General features: G+C 63.5%; 27 protein-coding genes. 16 read left to right on the top strand and 11 right to left on the bottom strand.

Features of this window, described 5'->3' with window-relative positions:
• Positions 1-122 precede the first annotated feature (122 nt).
• The 5 genes from meaB to RA24_RS09460 all read left to right on the top strand — a co-directional run bounded on the left by meaB (position 123) and on the right by RA24_RS09460 (position 3,383).
• Positions 123-1,100 (top strand): methylmalonyl Co-A mutase-associated GTPase MeaB, encoded by a 978-nt coding sequence (meaB, locus tag RA24_RS09480; protein ID WP_052269572.1) that lies wholly within the window; start codon positions 123-125, stop codon positions 1,098-1,100.
• Positions 1,101-1,109: 9 nt separating this feature from the next.
• Complete coding sequence (locus RA24_RS09475; RefSeq protein WP_039191181.1) at positions 1,110-1,913, top strand: hypothetical protein; 804 nt, start codon at positions 1,110-1,112, stop codon at positions 1,911-1,913.
• A 149-nt stretch (positions 1,914-2,062) separates the two neighbouring features.
• Positions 2,063-2,353 (top strand): 50S ribosomal protein L28, encoded by a 291-nt coding sequence (gene rpmB / locus RA24_RS09470; protein ID WP_019296104.1) that lies wholly within the window; start codon positions 2,063-2,065, stop codon positions 2,351-2,353.
• Between the two features lie 151 nt (positions 2,354-2,504).
• Entirely contained in the window at positions 2,505-2,840 is a 336-nt protein-coding gene (locus RA24_RS09465; protein ID WP_241480926.1) for a DUF2946 family protein, read from the top strand.
• A 54-nt stretch (positions 2,841-2,894) separates the two neighbouring features.
• Positions 2,895-3,383 carry a copper chaperone PCu(A)C gene (locus tag RA24_RS09460; RefSeq protein ID WP_039151371.1) on the top strand — a complete coding sequence of 163 codons (489 nt, stop codon included), beginning with the start codon at positions 2,895-2,897 and terminating at the stop codon, positions 3,381-3,383.
• Positions 3,384-3,478: 95 nt separating this feature from the next.
• Here RA24_RS09460 and RA24_RS09455 read toward each other — a convergent pair whose 3' ends face one another.
• The gene (locus RA24_RS09455) at positions 3,479-4,177 is read right to left on the bottom strand and encodes an NAD-dependent deacylase (protein WP_019296107.1); all 699 of its coding nucleotides are present in this window, start codon (positions 4,175-4,177) and stop codon (positions 3,479-3,481) included.
• Between the two features lie 49 nt (positions 4,178-4,226).
• Here RA24_RS09455 and RA24_RS09450 point away from each other — a divergent pair, with 49 nt between their 5' ends.
• Positions 4,227-4,664 carry a low molecular weight protein-tyrosine-phosphatase gene (locus tag RA24_RS09450; RefSeq protein WP_019296108.1) on the top strand — a complete coding sequence of 146 codons (438 nt, stop codon included), beginning with the start codon at positions 4,227-4,229 and terminating at the stop codon, positions 4,662-4,664.
• 1 nt (position 4,665) lies between these two features.
• Here RA24_RS09450 and RA24_RS09445 read toward each other — a convergent pair whose 3' ends face one another.
• The 4 genes from RA24_RS09445 to RA24_RS22240 all read right to left on the bottom strand — a co-directional run bounded on the left by RA24_RS09445 (position 4,666) and on the right by RA24_RS22240 (position 7,957).
• Positions 4,666-5,631, bottom strand: a complete 966-nt coding sequence (locus RA24_RS09445) for a LysR family transcriptional regulator (protein WP_019296109.1) — start codon at positions 5,629-5,631, stop codon at positions 4,666-4,668.
• Between the two features lie 166 nt (positions 5,632-5,797).
• A complete protein-coding gene (locus tag RA24_RS09440; protein ID WP_019296110.1) occupies positions 5,798-6,109 on the bottom strand; it encodes a hypothetical protein in 312 nt (103 codons plus the stop codon).
• A 148-nt stretch (positions 6,110-6,257) separates the two neighbouring features.
• Positions 6,258-6,440 (bottom strand): hypothetical protein, encoded by a 183-nt coding sequence (locus tag RA24_RS09435; protein WP_039169377.1) that lies wholly within the window; start codon positions 6,438-6,440, stop codon positions 6,258-6,260.
• A gap of 359 nt (positions 6,441-6,799) precedes the next feature.
• Positions 6,800-7,957, bottom strand: a complete 1,158-nt coding sequence (locus tag RA24_RS22240) for a hypothetical protein (protein WP_152612827.1) — start codon at positions 7,955-7,957, stop codon at positions 6,800-6,802.
• An 86-nt stretch (positions 7,958-8,043) separates the two neighbouring features.
• Between RA24_RS22240 and lepA the strand changes: the two genes are divergently transcribed.
• From lepA to RA24_RS09415, 3 genes are all read left to right on the top strand, one after another.
• Positions 8,044-9,858, top strand: a complete 1,815-nt coding sequence (gene lepA / locus RA24_RS09425) for a translation elongation factor 4 (RefSeq protein WP_039151358.1) — start codon at positions 8,044-8,046, stop codon at positions 9,856-9,858.
• A gap of 58 nt (positions 9,859-9,916) precedes the next feature.
• Positions 9,917-11,239, top strand: coding sequence for a DUF6161 domain-containing protein (locus RA24_RS09420; RefSeq protein WP_152612826.1), 1,323 nt, complete (start codon positions 9,917-9,919; stop codon positions 11,237-11,239).
• Between the two features lie 395 nt (positions 11,240-11,634).
• A complete protein-coding gene (locus tag RA24_RS09415; RefSeq protein WP_039191178.1) occupies positions 11,635-11,874 on the top strand; it encodes a hypothetical protein in 240 nt (79 codons plus the stop codon).
• Between the two features lie 73 nt (positions 11,875-11,947).
• Here RA24_RS09415 and RA24_RS21965 read toward each other — a convergent pair whose 3' ends face one another.
• Positions 11,948-12,085, bottom strand: a complete 138-nt coding sequence (locus RA24_RS21965; protein WP_019296116.1) for an entericidin A/B family lipoprotein — start codon at positions 12,083-12,085, stop codon at positions 11,948-11,950.
• A gap of 155 nt (positions 12,086-12,240) precedes the next feature.
• Between RA24_RS21965 and RA24_RS09410 the strand changes: the two genes are divergently transcribed.
• From RA24_RS09410 to RA24_RS21730, 5 genes are all read left to right on the top strand, one after another.
• Entirely contained in the window at positions 12,241-12,567 is a 327-nt protein-coding gene (locus RA24_RS09410) for a TraR/DksA family transcriptional regulator (RefSeq protein ID WP_019296117.1), read from the top strand.
• 153 nt (positions 12,568-12,720) lie between these two features.
• Positions 12,721-13,035 (top strand): TraR/DksA family transcriptional regulator, encoded by a 315-nt coding sequence (locus tag RA24_RS09405; RefSeq protein ID WP_019296118.1) that lies wholly within the window; start codon positions 12,721-12,723, stop codon positions 13,033-13,035.
• A gap of 266 nt (positions 13,036-13,301) precedes the next feature.
• Positions 13,302-13,955, top strand: coding sequence for a protein-L-isoaspartate O-methyltransferase family protein (locus RA24_RS09400; RefSeq protein ID WP_039191177.1), 654 nt, complete (start codon positions 13,302-13,304; stop codon positions 13,953-13,955).
• Between the two features lie 129 nt (positions 13,956-14,084).
• Positions 14,085-15,509 (top strand): TolC family outer membrane protein, encoded by a 1,425-nt coding sequence (locus tag RA24_RS09395; RefSeq protein ID WP_039191176.1) that lies wholly within the window; start codon positions 14,085-14,087, stop codon positions 15,507-15,509.
• 76 nt (positions 15,510-15,585) lie between these two features.
• On the top strand, positions 15,586-16,740 hold the full coding sequence (locus tag RA24_RS21730) for a hypothetical protein (RefSeq protein ID WP_052269571.1): 1,155 nt from the start codon (positions 15,586-15,588) through the stop codon (positions 16,738-16,740).
• Positions 16,741-16,992: 252 nt separating this feature from the next.
• Here the strand turns inward: RA24_RS21730 and RA24_RS09385 are convergent, their stop codons facing one another.
• Positions 16,993-18,447 carry a cobyric acid synthase gene (locus tag RA24_RS09385; protein ID WP_193747120.1) on the bottom strand — a complete coding sequence of 485 codons (1,455 nt, stop codon included), beginning with the start codon at positions 18,445-18,447 and terminating at the stop codon, positions 16,993-16,995.
• 192 nt (positions 18,448-18,639) lie between these two features.
• The gene (locus RA24_RS09380; protein ID WP_008556013.1) at positions 18,640-18,957 is read right to left on the bottom strand and encodes a DUF6280 family protein; all 318 of its coding nucleotides are present in this window, start codon (positions 18,955-18,957) and stop codon (positions 18,640-18,642) included.
• A 219-nt stretch (positions 18,958-19,176) separates the two neighbouring features.
• On the opposite strand from RA24_RS09380, the gene efp reads away from it, so the two are divergent.
• Positions 19,177-19,740, top strand: coding sequence for an elongation factor P (efp, locus tag RA24_RS09375; protein WP_019296123.1), 564 nt, complete (start codon positions 19,177-19,179; stop codon positions 19,738-19,740).
• Between the two features lie 137 nt (positions 19,741-19,877).
• Here efp and RA24_RS09370 read toward each other — a convergent pair whose 3' ends face one another.
• The 3 genes from RA24_RS09370 to ygfZ all read right to left on the bottom strand — a co-directional run bounded on the left by RA24_RS09370 (position 19,878) and on the right by ygfZ (position 22,018).
• Entirely contained in the window at positions 19,878-20,414 is a 537-nt protein-coding gene (locus RA24_RS09370) for a hypothetical protein (RefSeq protein WP_241480925.1), read from the bottom strand.
• Between the two features lie 69 nt (positions 20,415-20,483).
• On the bottom strand, positions 20,484-21,287 hold the full coding sequence (locus RA24_RS09365) for a fructosamine kinase family protein (protein WP_039191175.1): 804 nt from the start codon (positions 21,285-21,287) through the stop codon (positions 20,484-20,486).
• Positions 21,284-22,018, bottom strand: coding sequence for a CAF17-like 4Fe-4S cluster assembly/insertion protein YgfZ (ygfZ, locus tag RA24_RS09360; protein WP_039191174.1), 735 nt, complete (start codon positions 22,016-22,018; stop codon positions 21,284-21,286). Before ygfZ ends, RA24_RS09365 begins: the two co-directional genes overlap by 4 nt.
• Before the next feature lie 99 nt (positions 22,019-22,117).
• Here ygfZ and RA24_RS09355 point away from each other — a divergent pair, with 99 nt between their 5' ends.
• Entirely contained in the window at positions 22,118-22,798 is a 681-nt protein-coding gene (locus tag RA24_RS09355; protein WP_039191173.1) for a TIGR04283 family arsenosugar biosynthesis glycosyltransferase, read from the top strand.
• The last annotated feature ends 42 nt before the right edge of the window (positions 22,799-22,840 follow it).

The following is a 22,840-nucleotide window of genomic DNA, read 5'->3' as shown; positions in this document are numbered from 1 at the left end:
ACGGCGGATTTGCCGCCTTTTCTGGGCCGCCCTCTGATGTAGGGTGCGCGCCAGACGGCAGGGGCTGGACTTTGCCGCACGGCTTGCGCCAAGGTCCCGCCCAACACATCAGGAAGACGCGCATGGACACCGAACAGCTCACACAAAAGATCCTCGATGGCGACCGCCGGGCGCTGGCCCGTGCCATCACCCTGGTGGAAAGCGGCCGCGAGGATCACCGCGCCAGGGCGCAGGAGCTGCTGTCGGAGCTGGCCAAGCACAAGCGCCAGTCGCTGCGCATCGGCCTGTCGGGCACGCCGGGCGTTGGCAAATCCACCTTCATCGAAAGCTTCGGCATGATGCTGACGGGCCTCGGCCTGCGGGTCGCGGTGCTGGCGGTTGATCCCAGCTCCGCCCGCTCCGGCGGGTCGATCCTGGGCGACAAGACCCGGATGGAACGGCTCAGCCGCGAGAAGAACGCTTTCATCCGCCCGTCCCCCAGCCAAAGCCACCTGGGCGGCGTCGCCCGCCGCTCCCGCGAAGCTGTCGCCCTGTGCGAGGCCGCAGGCTTTGACGTGGTGCTGATCGAAACCGTCGGCGTCGGCCAGTCGGAAACCGTGGTGGCAGAAATGTCGGACCTGTTCCTGCTGCTGCTGGCGCCTGCCGGCGGCGATGAGCTGCAGGGGGTGAAGCGCGGCATCATGGAAATGGCCGACCTCATCCTGGTGAACAAGGCCGACGGACCCTTGAAGCCAGTGGCGACCCGCACCTGCGCCGATTACGCCGGCGCCCTGCGCCTGTTGCGCAAGCGGCCGCAGGACCCCGAAGGTTTCCCCAAGGCGCTGATGGTCTCCGCGGTAGAGGAGCACGGGCTGGACAAGGCCTGGGAAGAGATGCAAACGCTCACCGCCTGGCGCCGCGAAAACGGCCACTGGGGCCGCCGCCGCGCCGATCAGTCCTGCTACTGGTTCGACCAGGAGGTGCGCCAGGCGCTCTTGGCGCGGCTGCACACCGCCAGCGCCCAGGCGGCGATGGCAAAGCTGTCGGGGCAGGTGGCCGAGGGCGCGCTGACCCCGGCGGCGGCGGCGCAGCAGATGCTGCAGGACCATTTGAAGGGCTGAGCCGCGCAGATGCAGGAAATCCGGGTCTTCGACGGCGAATGCCTGCGCGCCTCGCTGTTCAACGCAGGCGCAGAACGGCTGTTCGTGACCTTCCGCCAGCGGGTTGCCGTGGCCGGGGAGTTCGAGGACCGCGGCCCGGTCAGGAACATGACCAGGCACGGCTATGCCCATCTGCACATCCAGCCTCGCCACAACGATTGGTACATCAACAGCGAGACCAAGGCGCTGTCGCGCAGCCTGAAGGAACTGTCCAAGGGCTATGGCGACGTCTCTGCCATGGGGTTTTCCATGGGCGGCTACGGGGCGCTGCGGTTCTCCGGGGCGCTGCGCCTGAACCGCCTAGTTGCCGTCTCACCGCAATACACAATTGCGCCGGGCGTGGTGCCGCATGACCGGCGCCGCAAGGAGGCAGAGGCCTTTGATGCGGCGCTGGGCGACCTGGTGCGCTATGGCCGCCATGATCTACAGGGGGTGGTGCTGTTTGATCCGTTCCGCAAGATGGACCTCAGTCACGCGCTGTTCATCCAGGCGGTGTTTCCGGACCTGCAGCTGTGCCGGCTGTCCTGCGGCGGCCATCCGGCCAGCCAGGTGATCCGCGAGGGTGGCAGCTTCTGGGACCTGCAATCGCTGCTGCGCGACGGCCCGCTGAACGCGGCGCGGGTATTGGAGCTGCACCGCAGCCGGCGCAGGCTGTCGCGGACCTATTGGCAGAAGCTGGCACGGGTGGCCCGGCAGCGCGGCCGGCCGGGGCTCGGGGCGGCGGCAGAAGCCGGTCTGGAGAGGCTTGAAGCGGCGCAGGAAAAGGTGCAGTAAGCGCGGCAAGAAAGCTGAGTTGAATCACTTGACGCTGTTGCCGGTTGAGCGTAAGAGCAGCGGACCAGTTTTCGGGCGCAGCCAATGGCCGCGCCCCTTGTGATTTGGCGCCGGACTGCCGGAGCCTCCAAAAAACGAAGGATGAAGATATGTCGCGCCGTTGCGAACTGACCGGAAAAGGCCCGATGACTGGCAACAATGTCAGCCACGCCAACAACAAAACCAAGCGCCGCTTTCTGCCCAACCTGAACGACGTGACCCTGCAGTCCGAAGTTCTGGGCCGTGGCGTCAAGCTGCGCATCTCCGCAGCTGCCCTGCGCTCTGTCGACCACCGCGGCGGCCTGGACGCGTTCCTGGCCAAAGCCAAGGACGAAGAGCTGTCGGCAAACGCGCTGAAAGTGAAGAAAGAGATCGCCAAGGCACAAGCCGCACAGGCTTAATTCCCTGGCCTGATCCCTTCACCGGATCGGATTAAGAGACACCGCGCAGGGCTGCCCCTGCGCGGTGTTTGCGTTTGCGCAATCTGCCGCAGGATTGCGCCTTGCAGACGGTTTGCCTTGGGGGCATATCTGCCTGCAGATGATACCTGCCTTGCGCATATTCCTTGGGCTGTTCCTGGCCCTGACCGTTGCCCTGACGGCGCACAGCGCCGCCGCCCGGCAGGGGGAGCGTAACGCCGCGGGCCAGATGGTGATCTGCACCGGCACCGGCCCGGTCGCAATCTACGTCGACAGCGACGGCCAGCCGGCCAAACCGCCGCACAATTGCCCCGACTGCGTGATGCATGTGCTGGACGCGGTGATGCAGCCTGCGGGGCTGGTACTGCCGGTTGTGGTCTGCAGTGAAGCCTCGGCGGGCCGGCAGGCCGCACTGGCCTCGGTGCAGCATATTCTGAATGCCAGCGCCCGCGCGCCGCCAGCCGCCTGACGTTCACACACAGCCTATCTGAAATTTGAAAATCCAACTATGAGGAGACAGAACATGTCCCTGAAGTCTGTTGTTTTTGCAGCCGCGGCTGCTGCTGCCTTTGCCACCTCCGCCTTTGCAGGCGATGCCATGATCATGGTGCACGACCAATACGCGCGGGTATCTTCCCCGACAGCCAAGGCCGGTGCCGCCTTCATGGAGATCATGAACAAGGGTGAGGCCGACGATCAGCTGATCGACGTGCGTTCCGACGTGGCCGCCAAGGTGCAGCTGCACACCCACAAGGAAGGCGATGACGGCGTCATGAAGATGATGCATGTGGAGGAAGGCTTTGCCGTGCCGGCCGGTGAAACCCATATGCTGATGCGCGGCGGCGACCACATCATGTTCATGGGCCTGAAGCAGGCGCTGAACCACGGCGATGTGGTGAAGGTCACGCTGGTGTTCGAAAAGGCCGGCGAGGTCGAGATCGAGGTGCCGGTGGATCTGGAGCGCAAGGCCGAGGGCCACGGCCATTCGGATCACTCCGGCCACTCGAACTAAGCGCCACAGGGCAGGGCCGGCGCGGCGTCAGGCCGCGCTTCGGCCCTCCTTCGCGCCCAAAGCCCGCTCTTTGGCGGGCTTTTTGCCGCCTGGGCTCAGCCCAGCAGCTCAGCCACCCAGTCCGGAACAATCCCGCTGGCCGGGCCAAAGCGGCGCTCTGCAAAGCGGGAAGCGGTGGCCGACGGCTCCAGGTTCAGTTCCACCGTATGGGCGCCTGCCAGATACGCCTCATCGACAAAGGCCGCGGCTGGGTAAACCTCGCCCGATGTGCCGATGGCGGCAAACAGATCCGCCCCGGCCAGATGGGCATAGATCTCCTCCATGAAATACGGCATTTCACCGAACCAGACCACATCGGGTCGCCCGGCAGGCGCCGCGCAGGCAGGGCAGGGCTGGCCGGTCTGCATCTCCATTGGTGCAGGCCAACGGTGGCTGCAGGCCGCACACAGCGCGCCTGCCAGCGTGCCATGCATATGCAGCACCCCGTCTGCGCCGCCGGCCTCATGCAGCCCGTCGACGTTCTGGGTCACAATCACCACTTCTCCCGGATGCTCCCGCTGCAGCCGCGCCAGCGCCTGATGGCCCGGGTTGGGCGCTGCTTCCGCCGCCTGCCTGCGCCGCGCATTGTAGAAGCCATGAACCAGGTCCGGATTGCGCGCAAAGCCTTCGGGCGTTGCCACATCCTCGATCCGGTGCTGCGCCCAGAGACCGCCCTCATCGCGGAAGGTGCCCAGCCCGCTCTCGGCGGAAATCCCGGCGCCGGTTAGGATCACGATCTTCGCGCTCTTTTCCATCGCTGCAGAACCTCCTATCACTACTCCCGTTCAAAGGAGCCATTTGCCCATGCCTACCCGTATTCTGTTTGTCTGCCTAGGAAACATCTGCCGCTCCCCGGCGGCGGAGGGCGTGTTCCGCGCGCTTTGCCCGGAGGCTGAGACCGACAGCGCCGGCACCGCGTCCTACCACGCAGGCGAGCCGCCCTACGGCCCGATGCAGGCGGCGGCGCGGGCGCGGGGGCTGGATATCTCCGACCTGCGCGCCCGGCAGTTCCGGCGCGGCGATTTCGAGAGCTTCGACCTGATCATCGCCATGGATGACAGTAACCTGAAAAACATCGAAGCCCTGCGCCCGGCTGGCAGCGAAACCCCGGTGCGCCTGTTCACGGACTATGCGCCGGAGACCGGTGCCGGCCACGTGCCGGATCCCTATTACACCCGCGACTTCGACGGCTGCCTCGACCTGATCGAACAGGCCGCCAAGGGCCTTAGGGCGGCGCTGTAAATTACTCCGCAATCACCCGGAAACCGCCTGCCAGGAACGGCAGCTGCTGCACCGCCGGATCGATCATCTGGGTCTGCACCAGTCGGCGCACGGTCTCGGCCACATCGCGCGGCACCCGGTCGGCCCAGTCGGCGGCGGTGAACAGTGAGATTGTCCGCGACATTTCCCCGAACGGCAGCGGGAAGGCGTCGATCTGGTCGTGGAACCGGCCCGCGCGCATATACCCTAGCGGCGTGGTGATGGCCCAGCCGATCCGCCGTGCCACCATTGCCATCAGCGCCAGATGCGAGCCGACCTCAAACCGGTTCTCGAACTCCAGCTTCTGGCGCCCTAGGAGACCCTCGATCTGCTGTGAAATCAGCTGTTCGCGGGCATAGCGCAGGAAGGGCAGGCCGCTCAGCTGCTCTGCCGCCTGCGCCGCATCCGAGACCGCGCCGCGCGGCGCCACCAGGATGAAGGGATCGCGCACCAGCGGGTATTCCACCAGCCCCTCGTGCAGGCCGCCGGCAGTGGCGGCAATGGCGATATGCAGTTCCCGCGCTTCCATCGCCCGCACCACGTCGTGGCTGGAGGCGGTGATCATCTTGAACCGGCACTGGGTGAGGCTGTCGGCCAGGATGGTGGCCAGCCGAGGCGTCAGGTCATTGTCGAAGTCGTCGATCAGCCCGATCGACAGCGCCTGCAGGTGGGTGAGGTCCATCACCGTCAGCTCGCTCTGGGCCAGCCGCAGCTCGCCCAGCACCGCCTCTGTCCGGGCCAGAAAACTGCGCCCTGCGGCAGTCAGCACCATCGGGCGGCGGCCATGGTCGATCAGTTCGCTGTCCAGCGCCTTTTCCAGGTTGCGCATCTGCTGGCTGACCGCTGGCTGGCTCAGCCCGGTCATCTCGGCGGCTTGCGCCACGGATCCGGTCTTGGCCAAAGCCTCAAACACTTCCAGCCCGCGCAAGGAAACGCCCTTGATCAACATATCAACTGCTCCAATACCTTAGGCCGTTCTTTGCGGTTTGAGGCTGCGCGGGTCAAGGGTGGCAATGCCGCAGTCTTTCCCCCTTGCGAAAATGCCGCAGCGCGGATGCATCAATAGAAAAGGCGCCCCGAAGGGCGCCCCCAGCAATCGTGAATGTGCCGCCGCCTCAGCCGCAGCTGCGTGCCGCGTGGTCGCCAAAGGCCTTGTAGCGCAGCCACAGCCGCTCGTCGCTGCGGTTGGAGGACTGGCGCACCACCTGGGCCTGGTGCGGATCGGCAAACCACTTGGAGACTTTCTTGCGCTCCGACGCTGTCAGGCTGCGGTTGGCGACCTTCTGGATGCAGTTGCAAAGGCTGGGCGAGGCCGCGGTGCGGTCCGACTGGCGGCAGGCGCGTTCAATGGCGCCGGCCTCAGCGCCCGCAGGCGCCAGCGCGGCCAGAAAGCCGGCGCAGAGCGCGGTTGTCAGGAAAGTTTTCATCTGCTCATGCCCCGTGTTTGGCAAGCGGGTCTGATGCCCGCAGTTCTGGCCGCAGTATGGCAAATGCGGGGCTGCGTTTCAATCGTGGTAAACGGGGAATGAAGGGGCTGGAGCGCCACGGTCCACGGCCCTCCAGCGCTGGTTTCGCTCAGGTCTGGTTCGGCCCGCGCAGGGCGCGGACGGCCTGGCGCACGGCTTTCCAGTCTGCCGCCTCATCGTCCTTGCCGGCCTCTTCGCAGGCGCGCATCTTCTGCGCGGCCTCAGCCTCGGCCTTGTCGCCATGCGCGCTGTAGAGCGCGCGGGCGTATTCAGCGGCTTTGATTGCATCCATGCGGATCGTCCTCCTTTGCTTGTCACTCGCATCACAGGGGCGCGCGTCTCGCGGTACGGGAGCAGTATAGCGCATTTTGGCGAGCCATGCAGGGAACGGCGCGAATTTGCGGGGTTTTGGCGGCGCGGCGCGGAGGGCAGGGGGCAAAGGCCGCGTCGTAAACCTGAGGGCAGCGCCCGGTCCGAGGGTTGAAACGAAGCGCGATATTGGACAACGGGTGCGTTTGAACACCGAGGAACGCACCTGACCTTAGGGGAGGCGTAACACGCCTTCCCGTTTTGCCGGAGGCAAACCTTTGGTTTGACGGGGAAGGTCAGGCGTGTTCCGGCCTGCCGGCCGGGGGTGAGCTAACTGCAAGCCTATTGGAGCGTTTTGACGAATGCCCAAATGGCCTTGACAACGGACTGGACGCCTTCGGTTTGCGCCGTGACGGTGACGGCTGTTGCCCTTGCGGTCCACTTTGCACCGGCCTTCGCCAATTCCTTAGTTCCCTCGCGGATCATGCCATCCGCAACAGACCCGCAGTAGGCCGCCATGCGCAGGGAAATCTCCCAAAGAGTCTTGGCGATCTTTTCCAGCAGCGACGGGGAGGGCGACGGTTTCGCAATCTCCTCCTCCAGTTCCTCAACCTGTTTCCAGATCAGCGAAAGGTCAGTTTGCAAAGCGCGCGCCGCAGCATCCTCCAGCGGCGGCCCGCCATTGTCGCCGAAAAGAGCAGCTTTAGGAGTGCGTTCGGCTGCGCCAAGCTGTGCCTTGAGGCGGGCGACTTCCTGTTCCAGCTCAAAGAGAGCGCGGATGCGTTCGATTTCGGCAGCGACGGCCTTCGGGCCAGCGTCCCAGATTGGCTCGTCAATCAAAGCAATTCGCTGTTGTAGCTTCCAGTCGAGTGGTTTCCCCTCTAGGAAGCCTTGGTACCATTCGCGCCAGAAACTGTATTCTTCAGCTGTTAGATAGTCCGAAAAAATTCGCTCTTCTCGATAACTTGTTTGTGGTTGTTCGCTATTTAGCCAAAGCGGAGCGGAAAACATGTCCTGAGATGCACCGACACAATCCTTCCAACTCAGATCAAGAAGGCGATTTTGCTCTACCCAATATGCGTTGTCCATTTCGCGATTGCGACGGAAACTGTGAAAGGAGGTTTTTCTATGCTCGTGGCTTCCAAATTCTGAAGCTACATCATGAATGATTTTTTGGGCCAAGTCCTTGTCTGGTGCCGAAGCTAACTTTGCAGCATAGAAAACCGAAGATTTTCGATGCAAAATGGATTTCTCTTGTCGCTTGGCGGAGGCCTCCAAGGCAGACATCAGTTCCGCAGACGGGTCTCTGTAGTGGGCCAGGGCTCTCAGAATTACCTGGAACCTTGGCAGCAGGAACACTCCACTCTGATCTTTGTATGATGAAAAATTCACATCGATCAGGTTTCTCAAGATCGCGCGCAAAGCAACGCCAGTGCTTACCGTTACGTCTCTGTATGCTAGTTCGCTTCGAAGGCGCGAAGGGTAGTCGATGTCTGTCACAGGAATATGCCGTCACACTAATATGCGGCCTGATCAGCGTACGCACCACCTTGACCAAACCCCGAATCCAAATCATATGCCTCAGCATGACTGACCTCGCTCACATCCGCAATTTCTCCATCGTCGCCCATATCGACCATGGCAAATCCACCCTCGCTGACCGGCTCATCCAGGAGACCGGAACGGTGAAGGACCGCGATATGAAGGAACAGCTGCTCGACGCCATGGACATCGAGCGCGAGCGCGGGATCACCATCAAGGCCAACACCGTGCGCATCGACTACAAAGCGCAGAACGGTGAGACCTATGTGCTGAACCTGATCGACACCCCCGGCCACGTCGACTTTGCCTATGAGGTCTCCCGCTCCATGCGCGCGGTTGAGGGCTCGCTGCTGGTCGTCGACTCGACCCAAGGGGTGGAGGCGCAGACGCTGGCCAACGTCTATCAGGCCATCGACGCGGATCATGAGATCGTCCCGGTGCTGAACAAGATCGACCTGCCGGCGTCGGACTGCGACCGGGTGGCGGAGCAGATCGAGGATGTGATCGGCATCGACGCCACCGGCGCCATCCAGGTCTCTGCCAAGACCGGCCAGGGCATCCGCGAAACGCTGGAAAGCATCGTGCAGCACCTGCCTGCACCCGAAGGCACCCGCGACGCGCCGCTGAAGGCCATGCTGGTGGACTCATGGTACGACAGCTACCTCGGCGTGATCGTCCTGGTCCGCATCATGGACGGCGTCCTGAAAAAGGGCATGCGGGTCAAGTTCATGTCGAACAACACCCTGCACCATGTCGACCGCATCGGCGTGTTCCGCCCCGCCATGCAGGTGGTGGATGAGCTGGGCCCGGGTGAGATCGGCTTCCTCACTGCCTCGATCAAGCAGGTGCGCGACACCCGCGTCGGCGACACCATCACCAACGACCGCAACGGCACCGAAAAGGCCCTGCCGGGCTTCAAACCGGCCCAGCCGGTGGTGTTCTGCGGTCTATTCCCGGTGGATTCGGCCGAATTCGAGGACCTGCGCGACGCCATCGACAAGCTCGCGCTGAACGACGCCTCCTTCAGCTTTGAAATGGAAACCTCCGCCGCCCTCGGCTTCGGCTTCCGCTGCGGCTTCCTGGGCCTGCTGCACCTGGAGGTGATCCGCGACCGGATCGAACGCGAATACAACATCGAGCTGATCACCACCGCACCAAGCGTGATCTACCACGTCTACATGAAGGGCAAGGACAATGTGCCCGGCGAGATGATCGAGCTGCACAACCCTGCCGACATGCCCGACCCCTCCAAGGTCGACCACATCCAGGAGCCGCGGATCAAGGCGACCATCCTGGTGCCGGACGAATACCTGGGCGACGTGCTGAAGCTCTGCCAGGACCGCCGCGGCATCCAGATGGACCTGTCCTACGCCGGCTCCCGCGCCATGGTGGTCTATGACCTGCCCTTGAACGAGGTGGTGTTCGACTTCTACGACCGCCTGAAATCGGTGACCAAGGGCTATGCCTCCTTCGACTACCAGATGACCGGCTACCGCCAGGACAACCTGGTCAAGATGTCGGTGCTGGTGAATGACGAGCCGGTCGATGCGCTCTCCACCATGGTGCACCGCGACCGGGCCGAGATGCGCGGCCGCGCGATGTGCGAAAAGCTCAAGGAGCTGATCCCGCGCCACATGTTCAAGATCCCGATCCAGGCCGCCATCGGCGGCAAGGTGATCGCCCGCGAGACCCTGTCTGCCCTGCGCAAGGACGTGACCGCCAAATGCTACGGCGGCGACGCCACCCGGAAGCGCAAGCTCCTGGACAAGCAGAAAGCGGGCAAGAAGAAGATGCGCCAGTTCGGCAAGGTGGATATTCCTCAGGAGGCCTTCATCTCGGCGCTGAAGATGGACAGCTGACCTTTTGGCCGCCTCAAGGCGGCCTTTTTTTTGTTGATTTCAATATTGGAACTTTGTTTTGGGAAAGTATGTTATTTCGGTGCCGTATGGACGAATTGAGGCAAAGTCCTTTCGCTCTCTTATCGCTCGTTGCAGAGAGGAGCGCGACCATTGGGTAGCCTTTGATTTCGTCCAGCCAATCGACTTTTCCAGAGAGGCGGGAACGCAAACATTCGCAGGGGCGCAAGCCAATTTTTGCAAGAGGATGTCATGTGTCTGGGAGAATGTCTTCGAAAACCTAAACCAATATGATGCTCAGTCATTTGCACAGATCAGTGGTGAGATTATCAGTGAAATTGAGGCGACCCCAGAGCTGCCACCGTATTCACAGTCGCATTTAGGTCGAACGATCAAATCTTGGTTTGATGGGGAGAACAAAGAGGGGGCAATGGCTTTGCTCTACGCTTTTGCCACCAAAAGAAGTAACAACGCGAATTTTGCCTCTGTTGGCCATCGAAACCATGAGTTCTACAACGCATTTTCGCTTTCATTGTTCCACTCAATTATTGCCCAAGGTGATGTGCTTGTGGTGCCGACAGAGGCTGCACTTAGAGATGAAAAAATTGCTGAAGAAGTTTCGGAAGAGCTAGGGGTGCTCTCTGACAAAGTTAAATACGAGATTAGTAAACGCGAGCGTGAAACTGCTGCCTTCGAAAAGAAAGTTGCGGCAAAGGTTAAGCAGCTTCACTCAAAGTACCTGCAAGATTGCAAACGTGCCAAGGACTTAGAAAGAAGTGCTTTCAATGCGCGTGAGAAAAAGGAAGAAGAGGCACTTGAAAGCCGAAAGGAAAGCTTTGAGAACTTGCGACAACTCTACGAAGCGCAACTTCGATTAAAGCACCCTGCCACAATGTGGGAGGAGCGGCGTAGAGAACATCAGGGAAATTCAGCTAACGCATGGAAGTTGTTCATTGGGGGAGCTCTCACTTTCTTTGCGCTTTGTGTATTGTTTGTCTACTATGCGGGTGATTGGGTGGCGGCGAGTTTTGTTAGGAGCGGATGTAATCTAGGTAGTGAAGCGGTGTGCAGTGGGATTTCGGCTAAAGGACCATTGGTCATAGCTGTCGTTCTAACTGTTCTGACACTAGCACTCTGGTTTCTTAGATTGCAGATGAAACTCTTTCTGAGCGAACGGCACTTAGCCCTGGATGCCCGCGAAAGAAGTGCATTTGCGGAAACGTATCTTTCGTTGGTCCAGCAAGAGGCAATTTCCGGAGAACGAGAAGTCGTTGTCCTGCAGTCATTGTTTCGCCCCACGCAGGATGGCATCATACAAGATGATAATGGCCCTGATTTCGCTGTTGCCGGAATTTTGGCGAAGGCACTGGAGCGAGGCAAGTAGACTGGATTTCTTGGGTATTTGAGCGCTGTTAGCATGAATTGAGCTCAACAGAAGAATACCATTGCTGATTTTGACTTCCAAGCGTTGCAAATAAAGCGTGCCTATCCAATCTCCCGCCCGGTCGCCAGACCGGGCGGCGCCCGGCCCGCCCCCCACGGGGCGGGCGCTTCGCTTCCCACCCCGCCGGGCCGGGCGCTGCCCTCCGCGTGCTGATCTGATGTCAGGCAAACTCCATTAAGCGGGCAGGCTTGCACTACGCTGTCGGCCAACCGCCGCTCCTCTCTAAACCTATGTGCGCCACTCTCCGCCCATCCGCCACGTCTCCGCACCAACCCGCTGAAAACGCACCTGTTCCGTGTTATCCTCAATCCCGTTCATCTGGGGAGGATAACACCATGAAACACCTGACTTTGGCCGCCGCGATCACCTTCCTGGCGTCGCCGCTTCTGGCCGGGCAGTGCCCCGCCGATATTGCTGCCATCGACGCCGCGCTGGCCGCAGGCACCGAACTGTCGGAGGAAGACCTGGCAACCGTCCAGGAACTGCGCGACGAGGGGCAGAGCCTGCATGACGCGGGCGATCATGACGCCTCGGTCGCAACCCTGGCCGAAGCCAAGGCAATGCTGGGGATCTGAGGCCCGACCCCGAAACAGAAAACGCCCGGCGCAACACCGGGCGTTTTGCATCTCCTCGCGCAGGCAGCTGCGCTTACAGCGCGTCCTGCACGTCCTGCGCCGCGCCGCTGATTGCGTTGCCGGCCTTGGAAATGTCGCGCCCGGCGCCCTTGGCGGTCTCGCAGGCCGCCAGCCCCAGCAGCATCAGCGCGCAGGCAAAAATCCGCATCATTCCGGTCACTCCTCAAATCTGCTCTCTCTGTTGGCAAAATGTCTAGCAAGCCATTGGGGCGCAAGCCAGAGCCTTTGATGCGGTTGAGCGAGGTCAAGGCCGCGGGGGCCACGCCGGGCTAGGCTTCGGGTGAACAGTCACGAGGAGGCAGAGCCATGGACCTATCAACCCGCAAACAGGCGCTGGAGGCGCGCCGCGCCGAGCTGACCGGCCATCTGAGCAAGGTTGAGCACACGCTGGACGCACCAATGCCGCAGGACTGGGAGGACCGCGCCTCCGAGCGGCAGGGCGACGAGGTTCTGGAAAGCCTCGGCAACGCAGAGCTGGACGAACTGCGCCGGATCGACGCCGCGCTGGGCCGGATCCGGGCCGGCACCTACGGCATCTGCGCCGGCTGCGGCGGCCTGATTTCCGACGCGCGGCTGGATCTCTTGCCCGCTGCGCCGCTGTGCAAAACCTGCGCCGGAGCGGCAGCGGGGTAGGGCGCGGCCTCCGGTTCAATGGGGATTTACCAGAAATTTGCAACTTATAAGATAGTGCAATCCCCGTAAATCGCGAGTATCTTGACCTGGATCAAGGAGATAGAACTGACCCGGGGGCACGTTGCGCGAAACCTGAACTGGAGGGCATGGACGATGGACTTTTCCGCCAGAAGAGAATTGCTTGAGGCGCGGCGGCAGCGCCTGGCCGGGCTGCTGTGCCGCACCGGGCAGGCCCCTGCAGCACCCCGGATGGGCTCTCACCGCCAGCCACGCTCTGAACGCGGCGCGGGTTGCGCGATCGAGGTGCTGCCCTACGCCAGCCACGAGGAGCTGCGCCGGATCGAGGCCGCGCTGGCCCGCCTGCGCGACGGCTCCTACGGCTATTGCCGGATCTGTGGCGACGACATCGGCGACGACTTTCTGGACCAGCGCCCGGCCTCGCCCTTTTGCAAGTCCTGCGCTTTGTAGCCGCGCCGCCCGCGCTGCGGCTCAGCAATGATTTCCTCCAGTGCCAGCGGCCTTTCGGGCCGCTGGCTTTTATGCCTGCAGGTATTTTGCTGGGGGCGCACTTTTTTTTGCCGGGGGCGCACAGGTTTTTTGCCACGGGCGCACCGGGGCCGTTGCCCGGTGGCAGCGCCGCACTACTTTAGCCCTTCGCGCGCAAAGGCCCCGTTGCCGTGCTTGCCGGGATGTGCCACAACCGGCCTGACCGACTGAACAAATGAGTTTAGCAGATGCCAGAATTCACTGAGCGCCGCCGCATGATGGTGGATACCCAGATCCGTCCCTCGGATGTCACCAAATACCCGATCATCGAGGCCATGCTGGCGGTCCCGCGGGAGAAATTCGTGCCGGACGCGCAGCGCGAGGCGGCTTATGCCGACCAGAACGTGCGCCTGGGCGGCGGCCGGGTGCTGATGGAGCCGCGCACCCTGGCCAAGATGCTGGATGCGGTCGATCTGCAGAACGACGAACTGGTGCTCGATGTGGCCTGCGGCTTTGGCTACTCCACTGCGGTGGCTGCGCGCATCGCGCAGATGGTGATTGGTGTCGAGGAAGACGAGGCCATGGCCGCGGACGCGCAGGAGCTGCTGAGCGAGACCGGCGCCGACAACGCCATCGTGCACGTTGGCCCGCTGGCCGAAGGCGCGGCCGAACACGGCGCCTATGACGTGATCCTGTTGCAGGGCGGCGCCGAGGAGCTGCCCGCAGCACTGCTGGACCAGCTCAAGGACGGCGGCCGCGTCGCCGCGCTGATGATGACCGGTAACCTGGGCGAGGTTAAGATCGGCTACAAGACCGGCGGCCGGATCTCCTGGCGGTTTGAATTCAACGCCAGCGCGCCGGTGCTGCCGGGCTTTGCCGCGGCAAAGGAATTCGCGCTCTGAGCCTGAGGGGCTGGCGCTGCGGCGGGACCCGCTGCAAGATATGAGGAGGGGCCGGGCGCCGATCATTGGGTGCCCGGAGCAGGAACCAACAAACCGCGGCTGGCGGCGCGGCAAAAGATAAGGCAACCGATGCGAATGAAATTTCCGGCGAGTGTGTTCAAGGCTTTTGTATTTGCCGGCGGCGTGGCGGCGACGGCGCTGATGCCGCTGAAGGCGGCGGCGGACAACCTGTCCGACGCGATGATCGGCGCATATAAGACCAGCGGCCTTTTGGAACAGAACCGGGCGCTGCTGCGCGCCGCGGACGAAGATGTCGCCGCAGGCGTCGCCCGCCTGCGCCCGGTGATCGAATGGACCACCTCCGCCACCCATACCTATACCCGCGGCACCAGCCAGTTCGGCAACTTCAATGAATTCACCGACAATGAAATCCGCACCCAGCTGCAGCTGACCCAGCTTGTCTTTGACGGCGGTGAAACGCGGCTGCGCAAACAGGCCGCGCAGGAACTGGTGCTGGCCACCCGCCAGCGGCTGATCAGCATTGAGCAGCAGGTGCTGTTCTCGGCGGTGCAGGCCTATGTCGGCGTGCTGCAGGGACAGGAAAACGTGTCGCTGCGCCGCAACAACCTGCGTCTGCTGCAGGAGGAGCTGAAAGCGGCCCAGGACCGGTTCGAGGTCGGCGAGGTCACCCGCACCGACGTGGCGCTTGCCGAAAGCCGGGTGGCGGCCGCCCGCGCCAACCTGACTGATTCCGAAGGCACGTTGCGGACTGCCCGCGCCACTTATTTGCAGGTGGTCGGCCATCAGCCGGGCAGCATCGCAGGCCAGCCGCGGCTGCCGTCGCGCAGCGCCTCGCTTGATCAGGCGCAGTCGATTGCCCTGCGCAACCAGCCCGACCTTCTGGCGCAGCAGTTCTCGGTCAAGGCGTCCGACCTGCTGGTGCAGGCCACCACCAAGGCGCTGGGGCCGAGCGTGAACTTCACCGCCCGTGCAGGCCTTGGCGAAAACATCAATGACGGAACCGGCACCTCCTCGGATTTCACCGCCTCGCTGTCGCTCAACCAGCAGCTCTACACTGGCGGTCTCAACGCCGCGACCCGGCGCCGGGCCATTGCCACCGCCGATGCCGAACGCGGCACTCTGATCAACGTTCAGCGCTCGATCCTGCAATCGGTCAGCGCCGCCTATTTCAACGTTGAAACCGCCCGCGCAACCCTGGTCTCCTCCGGCGAACGGGTGCGCGCCTCCAAAGTGGCCTTTGACGGCATTCGCGAGGAAGCCACCCTGGGCGCCCGCACCACGCTGGATGTGCTGCAGGCTGAGCAGGAATACCTCGATGCGCAGACCGAACAGGTCAATGCCCGTGCGAACCAGGCCCTGGCGGCCTATCAGCTGCTGCAATCCCAGGGGCTGCTGACCGCAGAGCATATCGGCCTGGCGGTCGAGATCTACGATCCCACCCTCTATTACAACCTGGTCAAGGACGCTCCGGCCCATCACAGCAAGCGCGGCAAGGATCTGGACCGGGTGCTCAAGGCCTTGGGACGTAACTGACAATTCATCCTATCAGTTGTGCGGGAAGGGGAAGGCCGCTACACTCTGACTCAAGAGGCAAGAGTGGTTTTAGATAATGTCCGACCCAGTTACCCACGCTGAGATTGAAGATGTATTGTCCTCGATCCGCCGGTTGGTGAGCGAAGACACACGGCAACAGCCCGCGGCGCCGGAACCGGCGGCGCGGCTGGTGCTGACACCCGCCCTGCGGGTACAGGAGGCCGACGCCCCCGTCAGCGGCCCGCCCGCTGCAGAACCAGATGCAGGGCAGGACACAGAGGCTGCTGAGGCTGTCGCGGAACCGGCCGAGCAGGCAGCGGAAGACCTGCCGCAGACTGGTTTCGAAGCACAAGAACAGGGCGGTGGCACCGCCGCCATCGCGGATACCGCAGCTGCGGAAGACCTCGCCGCCAGCCTGGCACCGGAACCGCCGCTGGCCTTCCGCCACCACAGGGACCGGGACATTGGCCGAACGAACGCGGATGCACCGCAGGAGACGGCCGAAGATCAGGCCCCGTCTGCCGCCGCTGCGGATCCTGCCGAAACAGATGCGCCCTGGGGCAACCCCGAAACCACCCTGTTTGCCGCCGCTGCCGGAGCCGGGCAGCACGCTGACGATGAAGCCGGGGACGAAGGTACACACGCTGAAGGGGAGGCGGACGCCCAAAAGGCCGCGCCAGTCCTGCTGACGGAGGAAAGCCTCGCCAGCACCACCGCCGGCGCCCGCGCCGCATCCGTAGTCCGCAAGATTGCGGAGCTGGAGGCGCGCAGCACAGCCGCACAGGACCGCGCCCGGCAGCACTGGGAGCCGGACAGCCAGACCGAGGCGCCCTTTGCCGGCGCCGGTCCCGACACCATCGAATGGCGGGATGAGCCGCTGCCGCACCGCCGCACCCGCCGCGCGGACAACGGCATCCCGGATGCCGCTGCAGAGGATATCGCACCGGACACTGCCGATGACCCGGCCAGCGCCGAAGCAGCGCTGGATCCGGAAGCGGCTGCGGACACGCTGGAGGCGGCGGTGGAAGACGCAGTCACCGGCGCGGCAATGGACACGCTGGCGGAGGAGGGCAGCGACAGCTACCTCGACGAAGACGCCCTGCGCGACCTGGTGGCCTCCATCGTCCGCGAGGAACTGCAGGGCCCGCTGGGTGAGCGCATAACCCGCAACGTGCGTAAACTGGTCCGCCGCGAAATCCACCGCGCATTGGCCGCCCACGACCTGCTCTGATCCGGTCCGTTTCTGGATAGGTTTGTTTCGGGGGAGGGATGAAAGGGCCCGCTTCCGGCTCAAGAGAAAACGGGGGCCGTCCCCTTTCCCCATCGCCTTCGCAGGCAGATGCCTATGGCGCACCGGAACCTGCATCAAGGACGCTGCGCGCCAGCAAGCTGGCAAGTCCTTGACGCAGAACCCTGACCGCCATTTCCCGGCATCAGCGAAGGCGACGGAGAAAGGGGACGGCAGCCAGCCCGGCGGCTGCGGTCAGGCCCGTACCTCCTGCGCCAGCTCCATCAGCTGATCCAGATCCATGTAGCGCTCCAGGTGATCGGCCAGCGCGTCCAGCACCTCCTCCACACCGTCCTCATATCCCGCCTGGCTTTCATGCCCCAGCGAAGCCAGCACGCTGGCGCGGAAGGCGTCCTCGGAAAACAGCCCATGCAGGTAGGAGCCCTTGACGCGCCCGTCGGCAGAGGCCGCGCCCTCGGCCCGCCCATCAATGCTGAGCCAGGCGCGGGCGCAGTCGGCGCCGGTGGTGCGGCCCATGTGAATCTCATAACCGCTCACAGGCAGGTTGCCGTCGCGCGTGACCGCCTCGGTCAGCGTCACCCGCTTTTCCCCGGCCATCACCGTGTGCACGTCCAAGAGGCCCAGCCCCTCCACCTTGCCGGGCCGCCCGTCAACTCCTTCGGGATCGTCGATGGTCTTACCCAGCATCTGGTAGCCGCCGCACAGCCCCAGTACATGGCCGCCGCGCCGGTGATGCGCCAGGATGTCGATGTCCCAGCCCTGCGCCCGTAAATAGTTGAGATCGCCGATGGTCGATTTGCTGCCGGGCAGGATCACCAGGTCCGCATCGCCGGGCAGGGCGCGGCCCGGCGGCACGATCTCCACCGTCACCTCCGGCTCCGCCGCCAGCGGGTCCAGGTCGTCGAAATTCGCCATCCGCTCCAGCTGCGGCACCACCACCTTGCAGGCGCCGCCCTGGCGCGAAGCGATGTCCATCATGTCCTCGGCGGGCAGTTTCCAGGCATCCCAGAACCACGGCACCACGCCCAAGGACGGCCAGCCGGTGCGCGCGGCAATGTCGTCGCGGCCGCCGTCAAACAGGCTCAGGTCGCCGCGGAAGCGGTTCACCATGAAACCCACGACCCGCTCCAGGTCCTGAGGCTCCAGCACCGCATGGGTGCCAACAATTTGCGCAATCACCCCGCCGCGGTGAATGTCGCCGGCAATCACCACCGGCACCCCGGCGGCGCAGGCGAAGCCCATATTGGCAATGTCGTTCTTGCGCAGGTTGGTCTCGGCCGGGGAGCCTGCGCCCTCGATCAGCACCAGATCGGCATCCGCCGCCAGCCGGTGAAAGCTCTCCAGTGCCGCTTCCAGCAGGCCGGATTTGTCGCGCATGAACGATCCGGCTCCTTGGGTGCCGCGGCGCTTGCCCTGCACGATCACCTGCGCACCGGTGTCGGTCTCGGGCTTCAACAGCACCGGATTCATATCGGTATGGGGCGGGCGTTTGGCGGCCCGCGCCTGCAGCGCTTGCGCCCGGCCGATCTCGCCGCCCTCAGGTGTCACCGCGGCGTTGTTCGACATGTTCTGCGGCTTGAACGGCGCCACCTTCAGCCCGCGCCGCACATAAGCGCGCGCCAGTCCCGCCACCAGCAGTGACTTGCCGACATTGCTGCCGGTGCCCTGGATCATGATTGCGCGTGCCATCAGCCGCTCCCTGCCTGTGCCCCGTTGTTCAGGGGCCTGCATAGCAGGTTAGACGCCCCCGTCCATGGGGGCTGTGCCGCAAGCGTCCCGCGGCAGCCGCCGCGCGACAGGGTTCCCCTGCGGAAACCCCGGCATGCAAAAAGAAAAACGCGCCCCTAAGGGCGCGCTTTTCAGCAATGCGCAGGGGAAGCCTTAAGCGGCTTCAGCCTGCGCAGCGTTGCGGCGTTCGCTTTCTTCACGCGACAAAGCAACCGAGGTCCGCACACCGCGGCCCACGAAGTCCATCAGGCCTTCCACAACCCGTTCGTTCGGGTCGATGCCGGCGCAGGACAGCACTTCGCGGCCATCGCGCGAGCGCGCCCAGCGGGCGATCTGTTCCGGGCCATTGCCGTATTTCTTGTCGTCGGCGATGGCATCATCCAGTGCGGCCAGGACAACGGCTGCAAACAGTTTGCGGGCGCGGTTGCCTTGCTCGTTATTATAAGCGGTGCCGTCTACGAAATCTCGCATCTCGTATCCCTTGTTGTTCTTGCTATTGCAATTTTCGGCGTAGCGCTGCTTATGACGGAAGTGTGACGATTCGGATAGAGCGCAGATGCATAGCTTTCATGCAATTTGCGCATATCTTATTCACAGATCTTCCATACCATATCCTTGTCTTGCCAGCGATCAGCCCGCCAGATATAGGGTCTTGCAAATTATCATCAACCATCTGAAAGGCATTTTCCCATGCCCAAGATCAACGGCAACGAAATCCGTCCCGGCAATGTGCTGGAACATAATGGCGGCCTTTGGGCAGCGGTGAAGGTCGACCACGTCAAACCCGGCAAGGGCGGCGCTTTTGCCCAGGTCGAGATGCGCAACCTGCGCAACGGCTCCAAGCTGAACGAACGTTTCCGTTCCGCGGACAAAGTGGAGCGTGTCCGCCTGGAGCAGAAAGACCAGCAGTTCCTCTATGAGAGCGACGGCATGCTGGTGTTCATGGACGCCGAAACCTATGAGCAGATCGAACTGCCTGCGGAGCTGCTGGGCGACCGCCGCCCGTTCCTGCAGGATGGCATGACCATTGTGGTGGAATTCTACGAAGCCGAGGCGCTGAACGCGACCGTGCCGCAGAAAGTCACCTGCAAGATCGTCGAGACCGAGCCGGTTGTCAAAGGCCAGACCGCGGCAAACTCCTTCAAGCCCGCGATCCTGGACAATGGCGTCAAAGTCATGGTGCCGCCGTTTGTCGGCCAGGATGAGATGATAGTGGTGAACACAGAGACCATGGAATATTCCGAGCGCGCCTGAACCGGGACGCCTTCGGAAAAACGGAAAAGCCGCCCTCCCTCGGGGGCGGCTTTTTCTGTGTCTGCGCAGCGCCCAAGACTTTTCTGAAAAGTCTTGGCAAAAGTTTTCAAAAACTTTTGCACCAGCCGCCGGGCGGATCACCCCGCAGGCAGCGCCAAGCTGAAGCCGCATTCATCCATCATCTTGCCATAGGCCGCGGTGAACCCGCTGAGCGAGGCCTCGTAGAACATGTCATTGCCCGCCCAGATCTCCACCCAGCGCCCCTGTTTCATCGCCTGCAGCATCACTAGGTGGTCCTGGAACCGCAGCGCGCTTTCGGCTTCGGCCAGGCCTTCCTCATTGATCCAGGAATTGATCCCGGCAGAGAGGGAGAAACTGCGGTCGAAGTCAAAGATGAAATCCACCGTGCCGCCCTGCTGCATCAGCGTCGGGTAATGACGCGGCGCGTATTCCTGCACCTTGGCCATCGGATAGACATCCGGCGGGCCCGCATCGCCGGAAAACACCTCCAGCGCCAGCAGCGGGTCGCCATCGCCGCCGGTCCAGGCGCGGCAGGTCAGATAGCTGTCCTGCTCGGTCTCATGCGGTTCGGTGGCGACATGCCAGTCCTTGTAACTCCAGTAGTCTGCCCAAGCGGGGCAGGCAGCCAGCACGGCAGCACACACTGCAAACATCAGACGCATCAATTACCCTTTCAGCAAATCCTGCGGCGACCCTAACGCAATCAGGTGAACAGAGGCTTGTCAGAAACCCAATGCGTCCAGCCGAGCCTCGACCATGTTTCGGTAGCTGGCGCCAAACAGCCGCAGATGCACCAGCGCGGGCCACAGCTGATAGATGGGAAGGCGCGCTTCAAACCCCGGCTCCAGCGCGCCATAGGCGTTGTGAAACGCCGCAGGCGGCGCGCCGAACAGATTTAGCATCGCCAGATCCACCTCCGCATCGCCGTAATAACACGCCGGGTCGATCAGAAAGGCCTGGGGGCCGCTGAACAGCACATTGCCGCTCCACAGATCGCCATGCAGCAGCGCGGCAGGCGGCGTAGCGGGCAGCAGCTCCGGCAGCCGGGCACACAGCGCTTCTATCCGCGCTCGCAGGTCACGGGGCAGGGCGTCCGGGGCAGCCAGCAAGCGGCGGCTGGTCCAGAACTCCACCCAGTCCGCCAGCGGCGCGTTCGGAATCGCCACCGGACCAAAGGCATAGTCTTCCGCCCAGCCGTAGTGCGGCCCGGTTGCAGAATGCAGCTGCCGCAGGGATTGCCCCAACGCCTGCCAGCCATTTGAAGTGGCCCCGGTTTCCTCCAGCGCTTCCATCAGCAGCACTTGACCGGCGGCGCCCAGCACCTCCGGCGCAGGCGCGCCCGCGTCCCGGATCGCGCGCAGCATCGCCGCCTCCGCCGCCACCAAAGGCCCGGTCTTGGCCACCACACGGCGGCCATCGCTTAAGGAAAGCAGCTGCACGTCCGACAAATCGCCGCCATGCAGCGGGCGGGCGCGCAAAACCTCCGCGCCCAGCAGGGACAGAACCGTCTGGTTCAGCCCGCTCACGGCGTCCAGGTGACGCGGGCGTCTCCCGCCTGCATCTCCCCTTTGGCGCGGTCGAACCGCAGATAGGCAATGCCCTTTCCACCCGATTGGGTGAACAGCGTGCCTACCGGTTTGCCGCCGGCGGTGATCTCCGTCCCCACTGGCGCCGCGCCCTCGACTTCGACCGTGCGCAACCCCTTGCGCAGCTCGGTCTTGTGCTTCATTCGCGCCGTCACCTCCTGGCCGACATAGCAGCCCTTGCGGAAATCAACGCCCTTCAGCGCCTCAAAACCCGCCTCCAGGATATAGCTCTCCGGCCCCAGCTCAACGCCGCTTTCGGGAATGCAATGCGCCACCCGGATCGCGTCCCAGTCGCTGCCGTCATCGCCGCCCTCTGCGCCATACAGCCGCCAGCCCAAATCCCCGTGGCGCGGATCCTTCAGCGCGCCTTCAGGGGCTGCGCCAGTGCCGCGCTTCACCTGCAGCTCCGTCATCTCCACCTGCACATCGGCGCGCAACCGGTACATGTTCAGCCGCTTCATCAGCCCCTCGGCCAGCGACGCCTCCACATCCAACAGCACCGCATCGCCGTCTGCGGCCAGAAAGAAATCCGCCAGGTATTTTCCCTGCGGCGTCAGCAGCGCGGCATAGACCAGCCCGCTGTCCAGATGGTCCACATTATTGGTCACCAGCCCCTGCAGGAAGCTCTTGGCGTCAGCGCCAGTCAGGCGCAGGATGCGGCGGTCGCTCATTTGTGTCTCCGGGTTGCTGCCAATGGCGTTTCACTGCTTGGCCCAGTGATATAGGAAGCAGGGCGGAAGAAAACAGCAAATCCTCTTCAAGGAGCCCCCATGCCCGCGCCGGTCAGCATCGTCATTCCCACTTTGAACGCTGAAGGAGAGCTGCCCGCCACGCTGGAGCATCTGATGGAGGGGCTGGCGGCCGGACTTATCCGGGAGCTGGTGATCAGCGATGGCGGTTCAACGGATGCGACCCGCGCCATTGCCGAAGCGTCCGGCGCCGAATGGATCAGCGGCGCCCCGTCCCGCGGCGGCCAGCTGCGGCGCGGCTGCGCGGCGGCGCAGGGGGGGTGGCTGCTGGTGCTGCACGCCGACACCCATCTAGCGCCGGGCTGGGCTGCGGCGGTGACCAAGCATCTGCACGAGGGGCAGGGCCGCCCCGCCTGTTTCCGCCTGCGGTTCCGGGCGCGCGGGGCAATGCCCGCCTGGGTCGCCGGCTGGGCCAATCTGCGCACGCGTGTGTTCGGGCTGCCTTACGGTGATCAGGGCCTGTTGATTGCCCGCACGGACTACGAGGCTGCGGGCGGCTATCCGGATCAGGTGCTGATGGAGGACGTGGCGCTGGCGCGCCTTCTCAAAGGGATCACTGTCCTGCCAAGCGCGGCGCTCACCAGCGCCGTGCGCTACCAGCGCGCGGGCTGGCTGCGGCGTGGAGGCAGGAACCTGTGGACGCTGATACGGTATTTTTTTGGTGGAAAGCCGGAAAGGTTGGCAAAATACTATAGTAAGTAGAATGTCTTGCCTGGCCGGAGGCCGGGCAGCGCCCGTCCCGCC

The organism is Leisingera sp. ANG-M6 (genome assembly GCF_000813905.1).
Lineage (GTDB): Bacteria > Pseudomonadota > Alphaproteobacteria > Rhodobacterales > Rhodobacteraceae > Leisingera.
Note: the sequence above shows the minus strand (reverse complement) of the source record. Positions and strands in the feature narration are given on the sequence as shown.

Bases quoted from the DNA above. Each gene is read 5' to 3' on its own strand.
- RA24_RS09435 (WP_039169377.1), bottom strand. From the start codon at position 6,440: ATGGATGCAATCAAAGCCGCTGAATACGCCCGCGCGCTCTACAGCGCG.
- RA24_RS09380 (WP_008556013.1), bottom strand. From the start codon at position 18,957: ATGCGAGATTTCGTAGACGGCACCGCTTATAATAACGAGCAAGGCAAC.
- RA24_RS09395 (WP_039191176.1), top strand. From the start codon at position 14,085: ATGCGAATGAAATTTCCGGCGAGTGTGTTCAAGGCTTTTGTATTTGCC.
- RA24_RS09355 (WP_039191173.1), top strand. From the start codon at position 22,118: ATGCCCGCGCCGGTCAGCATCGTCATTCCCACTTTGAACGCTGAAGGA.
- RA24_RS21730 (WP_052269571.1), top strand. From the start codon at position 15,586: ATGTCCGACCCAGTTACCCACGCTGAGATTGAAGATGTATTGTCCTCG.
- RA24_RS09450 (WP_019296108.1), top strand. From the start codon at position 4,227: ATGCCTACCCGTATTCTGTTTGTCTGCCTAGGAAACATCTGCCGCTCC.
- RA24_RS09400 (WP_039191177.1), top strand. From the start codon at position 13,302: ATGCCAGAATTCACTGAGCGCCGCCGCATGATGGTGGATACCCAGATC.
- meaB (WP_052269572.1), top strand. From the start codon at position 123: ATGGACACCGAACAGCTCACACAAAAGATCCTCGATGGCGACCGCCGG.
- RA24_RS09370 (WP_241480925.1), bottom strand. From the start codon at position 20,414: ATGTTTGCAGTGTGTGCTGCCGTGCTGGCTGCCTGCCCCGCTTGGGCA.
- RA24_RS09405 (WP_019296118.1), top strand. From the start codon at position 12,721: ATGGACTTTTCCGCCAGAAGAGAATTGCTTGAGGCGCGGCGGCAGCGC.
- RA24_RS09445 (WP_019296109.1), bottom strand. From the start codon at position 5,631: ATGTTGATCAAGGGCGTTTCCTTGCGCGGGCTGGAAGTGTTTGAGGCT.
- ygfZ (WP_039191174.1), bottom strand. From the start codon at position 22,018: ATGAGCGACCGCCGCATCCTGCGCCTGACTGGCGCTGACGCCAAGAGC.
- RA24_RS21965 (WP_019296116.1), bottom strand. From the start codon at position 12,085: ATGATGCGGATTTTTGCCTGCGCGCTGATGCTGCTGGGGCTGGCGGCC.
- RA24_RS09415 (WP_039191178.1), top strand. From the start codon at position 11,635: ATGAAACACCTGACTTTGGCCGCCGCGATCACCTTCCTGGCGTCGCCG.
- RA24_RS09475 (WP_039191181.1), top strand. From the start codon at position 1,110: ATGCAGGAAATCCGGGTCTTCGACGGCGAATGCCTGCGCGCCTCGCTG.
- RA24_RS09455 (WP_019296107.1), bottom strand. From the start codon at position 4,177: ATGGAAAAGAGCGCGAAGATCGTGATCCTAACCGGCGCCGGGATTTCC.
- lepA (WP_039151358.1), top strand. From the start codon at position 8,044: ATGACTGACCTCGCTCACATCCGCAATTTCTCCATCGTCGCCCATATC.
- rpmB (WP_019296104.1), top strand. From the start codon at position 2,063: ATGTCGCGCCGTTGCGAACTGACCGGAAAAGGCCCGATGACTGGCAAC.
- RA24_RS09410 (WP_019296117.1), top strand. From the start codon at position 12,241: ATGGACCTATCAACCCGCAAACAGGCGCTGGAGGCGCGCCGCGCCGAG.
- RA24_RS09440 (WP_019296110.1), bottom strand. From the start codon at position 6,109: ATGAAAACTTTCCTGACAACCGCGCTCTGCGCCGGCTTTCTGGCCGCG.
- efp (WP_019296123.1), top strand. From the start codon at position 19,177: ATGCCCAAGATCAACGGCAACGAAATCCGTCCCGGCAATGTGCTGGAA.
- RA24_RS09460 (WP_039151371.1), top strand. From the start codon at position 2,895: ATGTCCCTGAAGTCTGTTGTTTTTGCAGCCGCGGCTGCTGCTGCCTTT.
- RA24_RS09385 (WP_193747120.1), bottom strand. From the start codon at position 18,447: ATGGCACGCGCAATCATGATCCAGGGCACCGGCAGCAATGTCGGCAAG.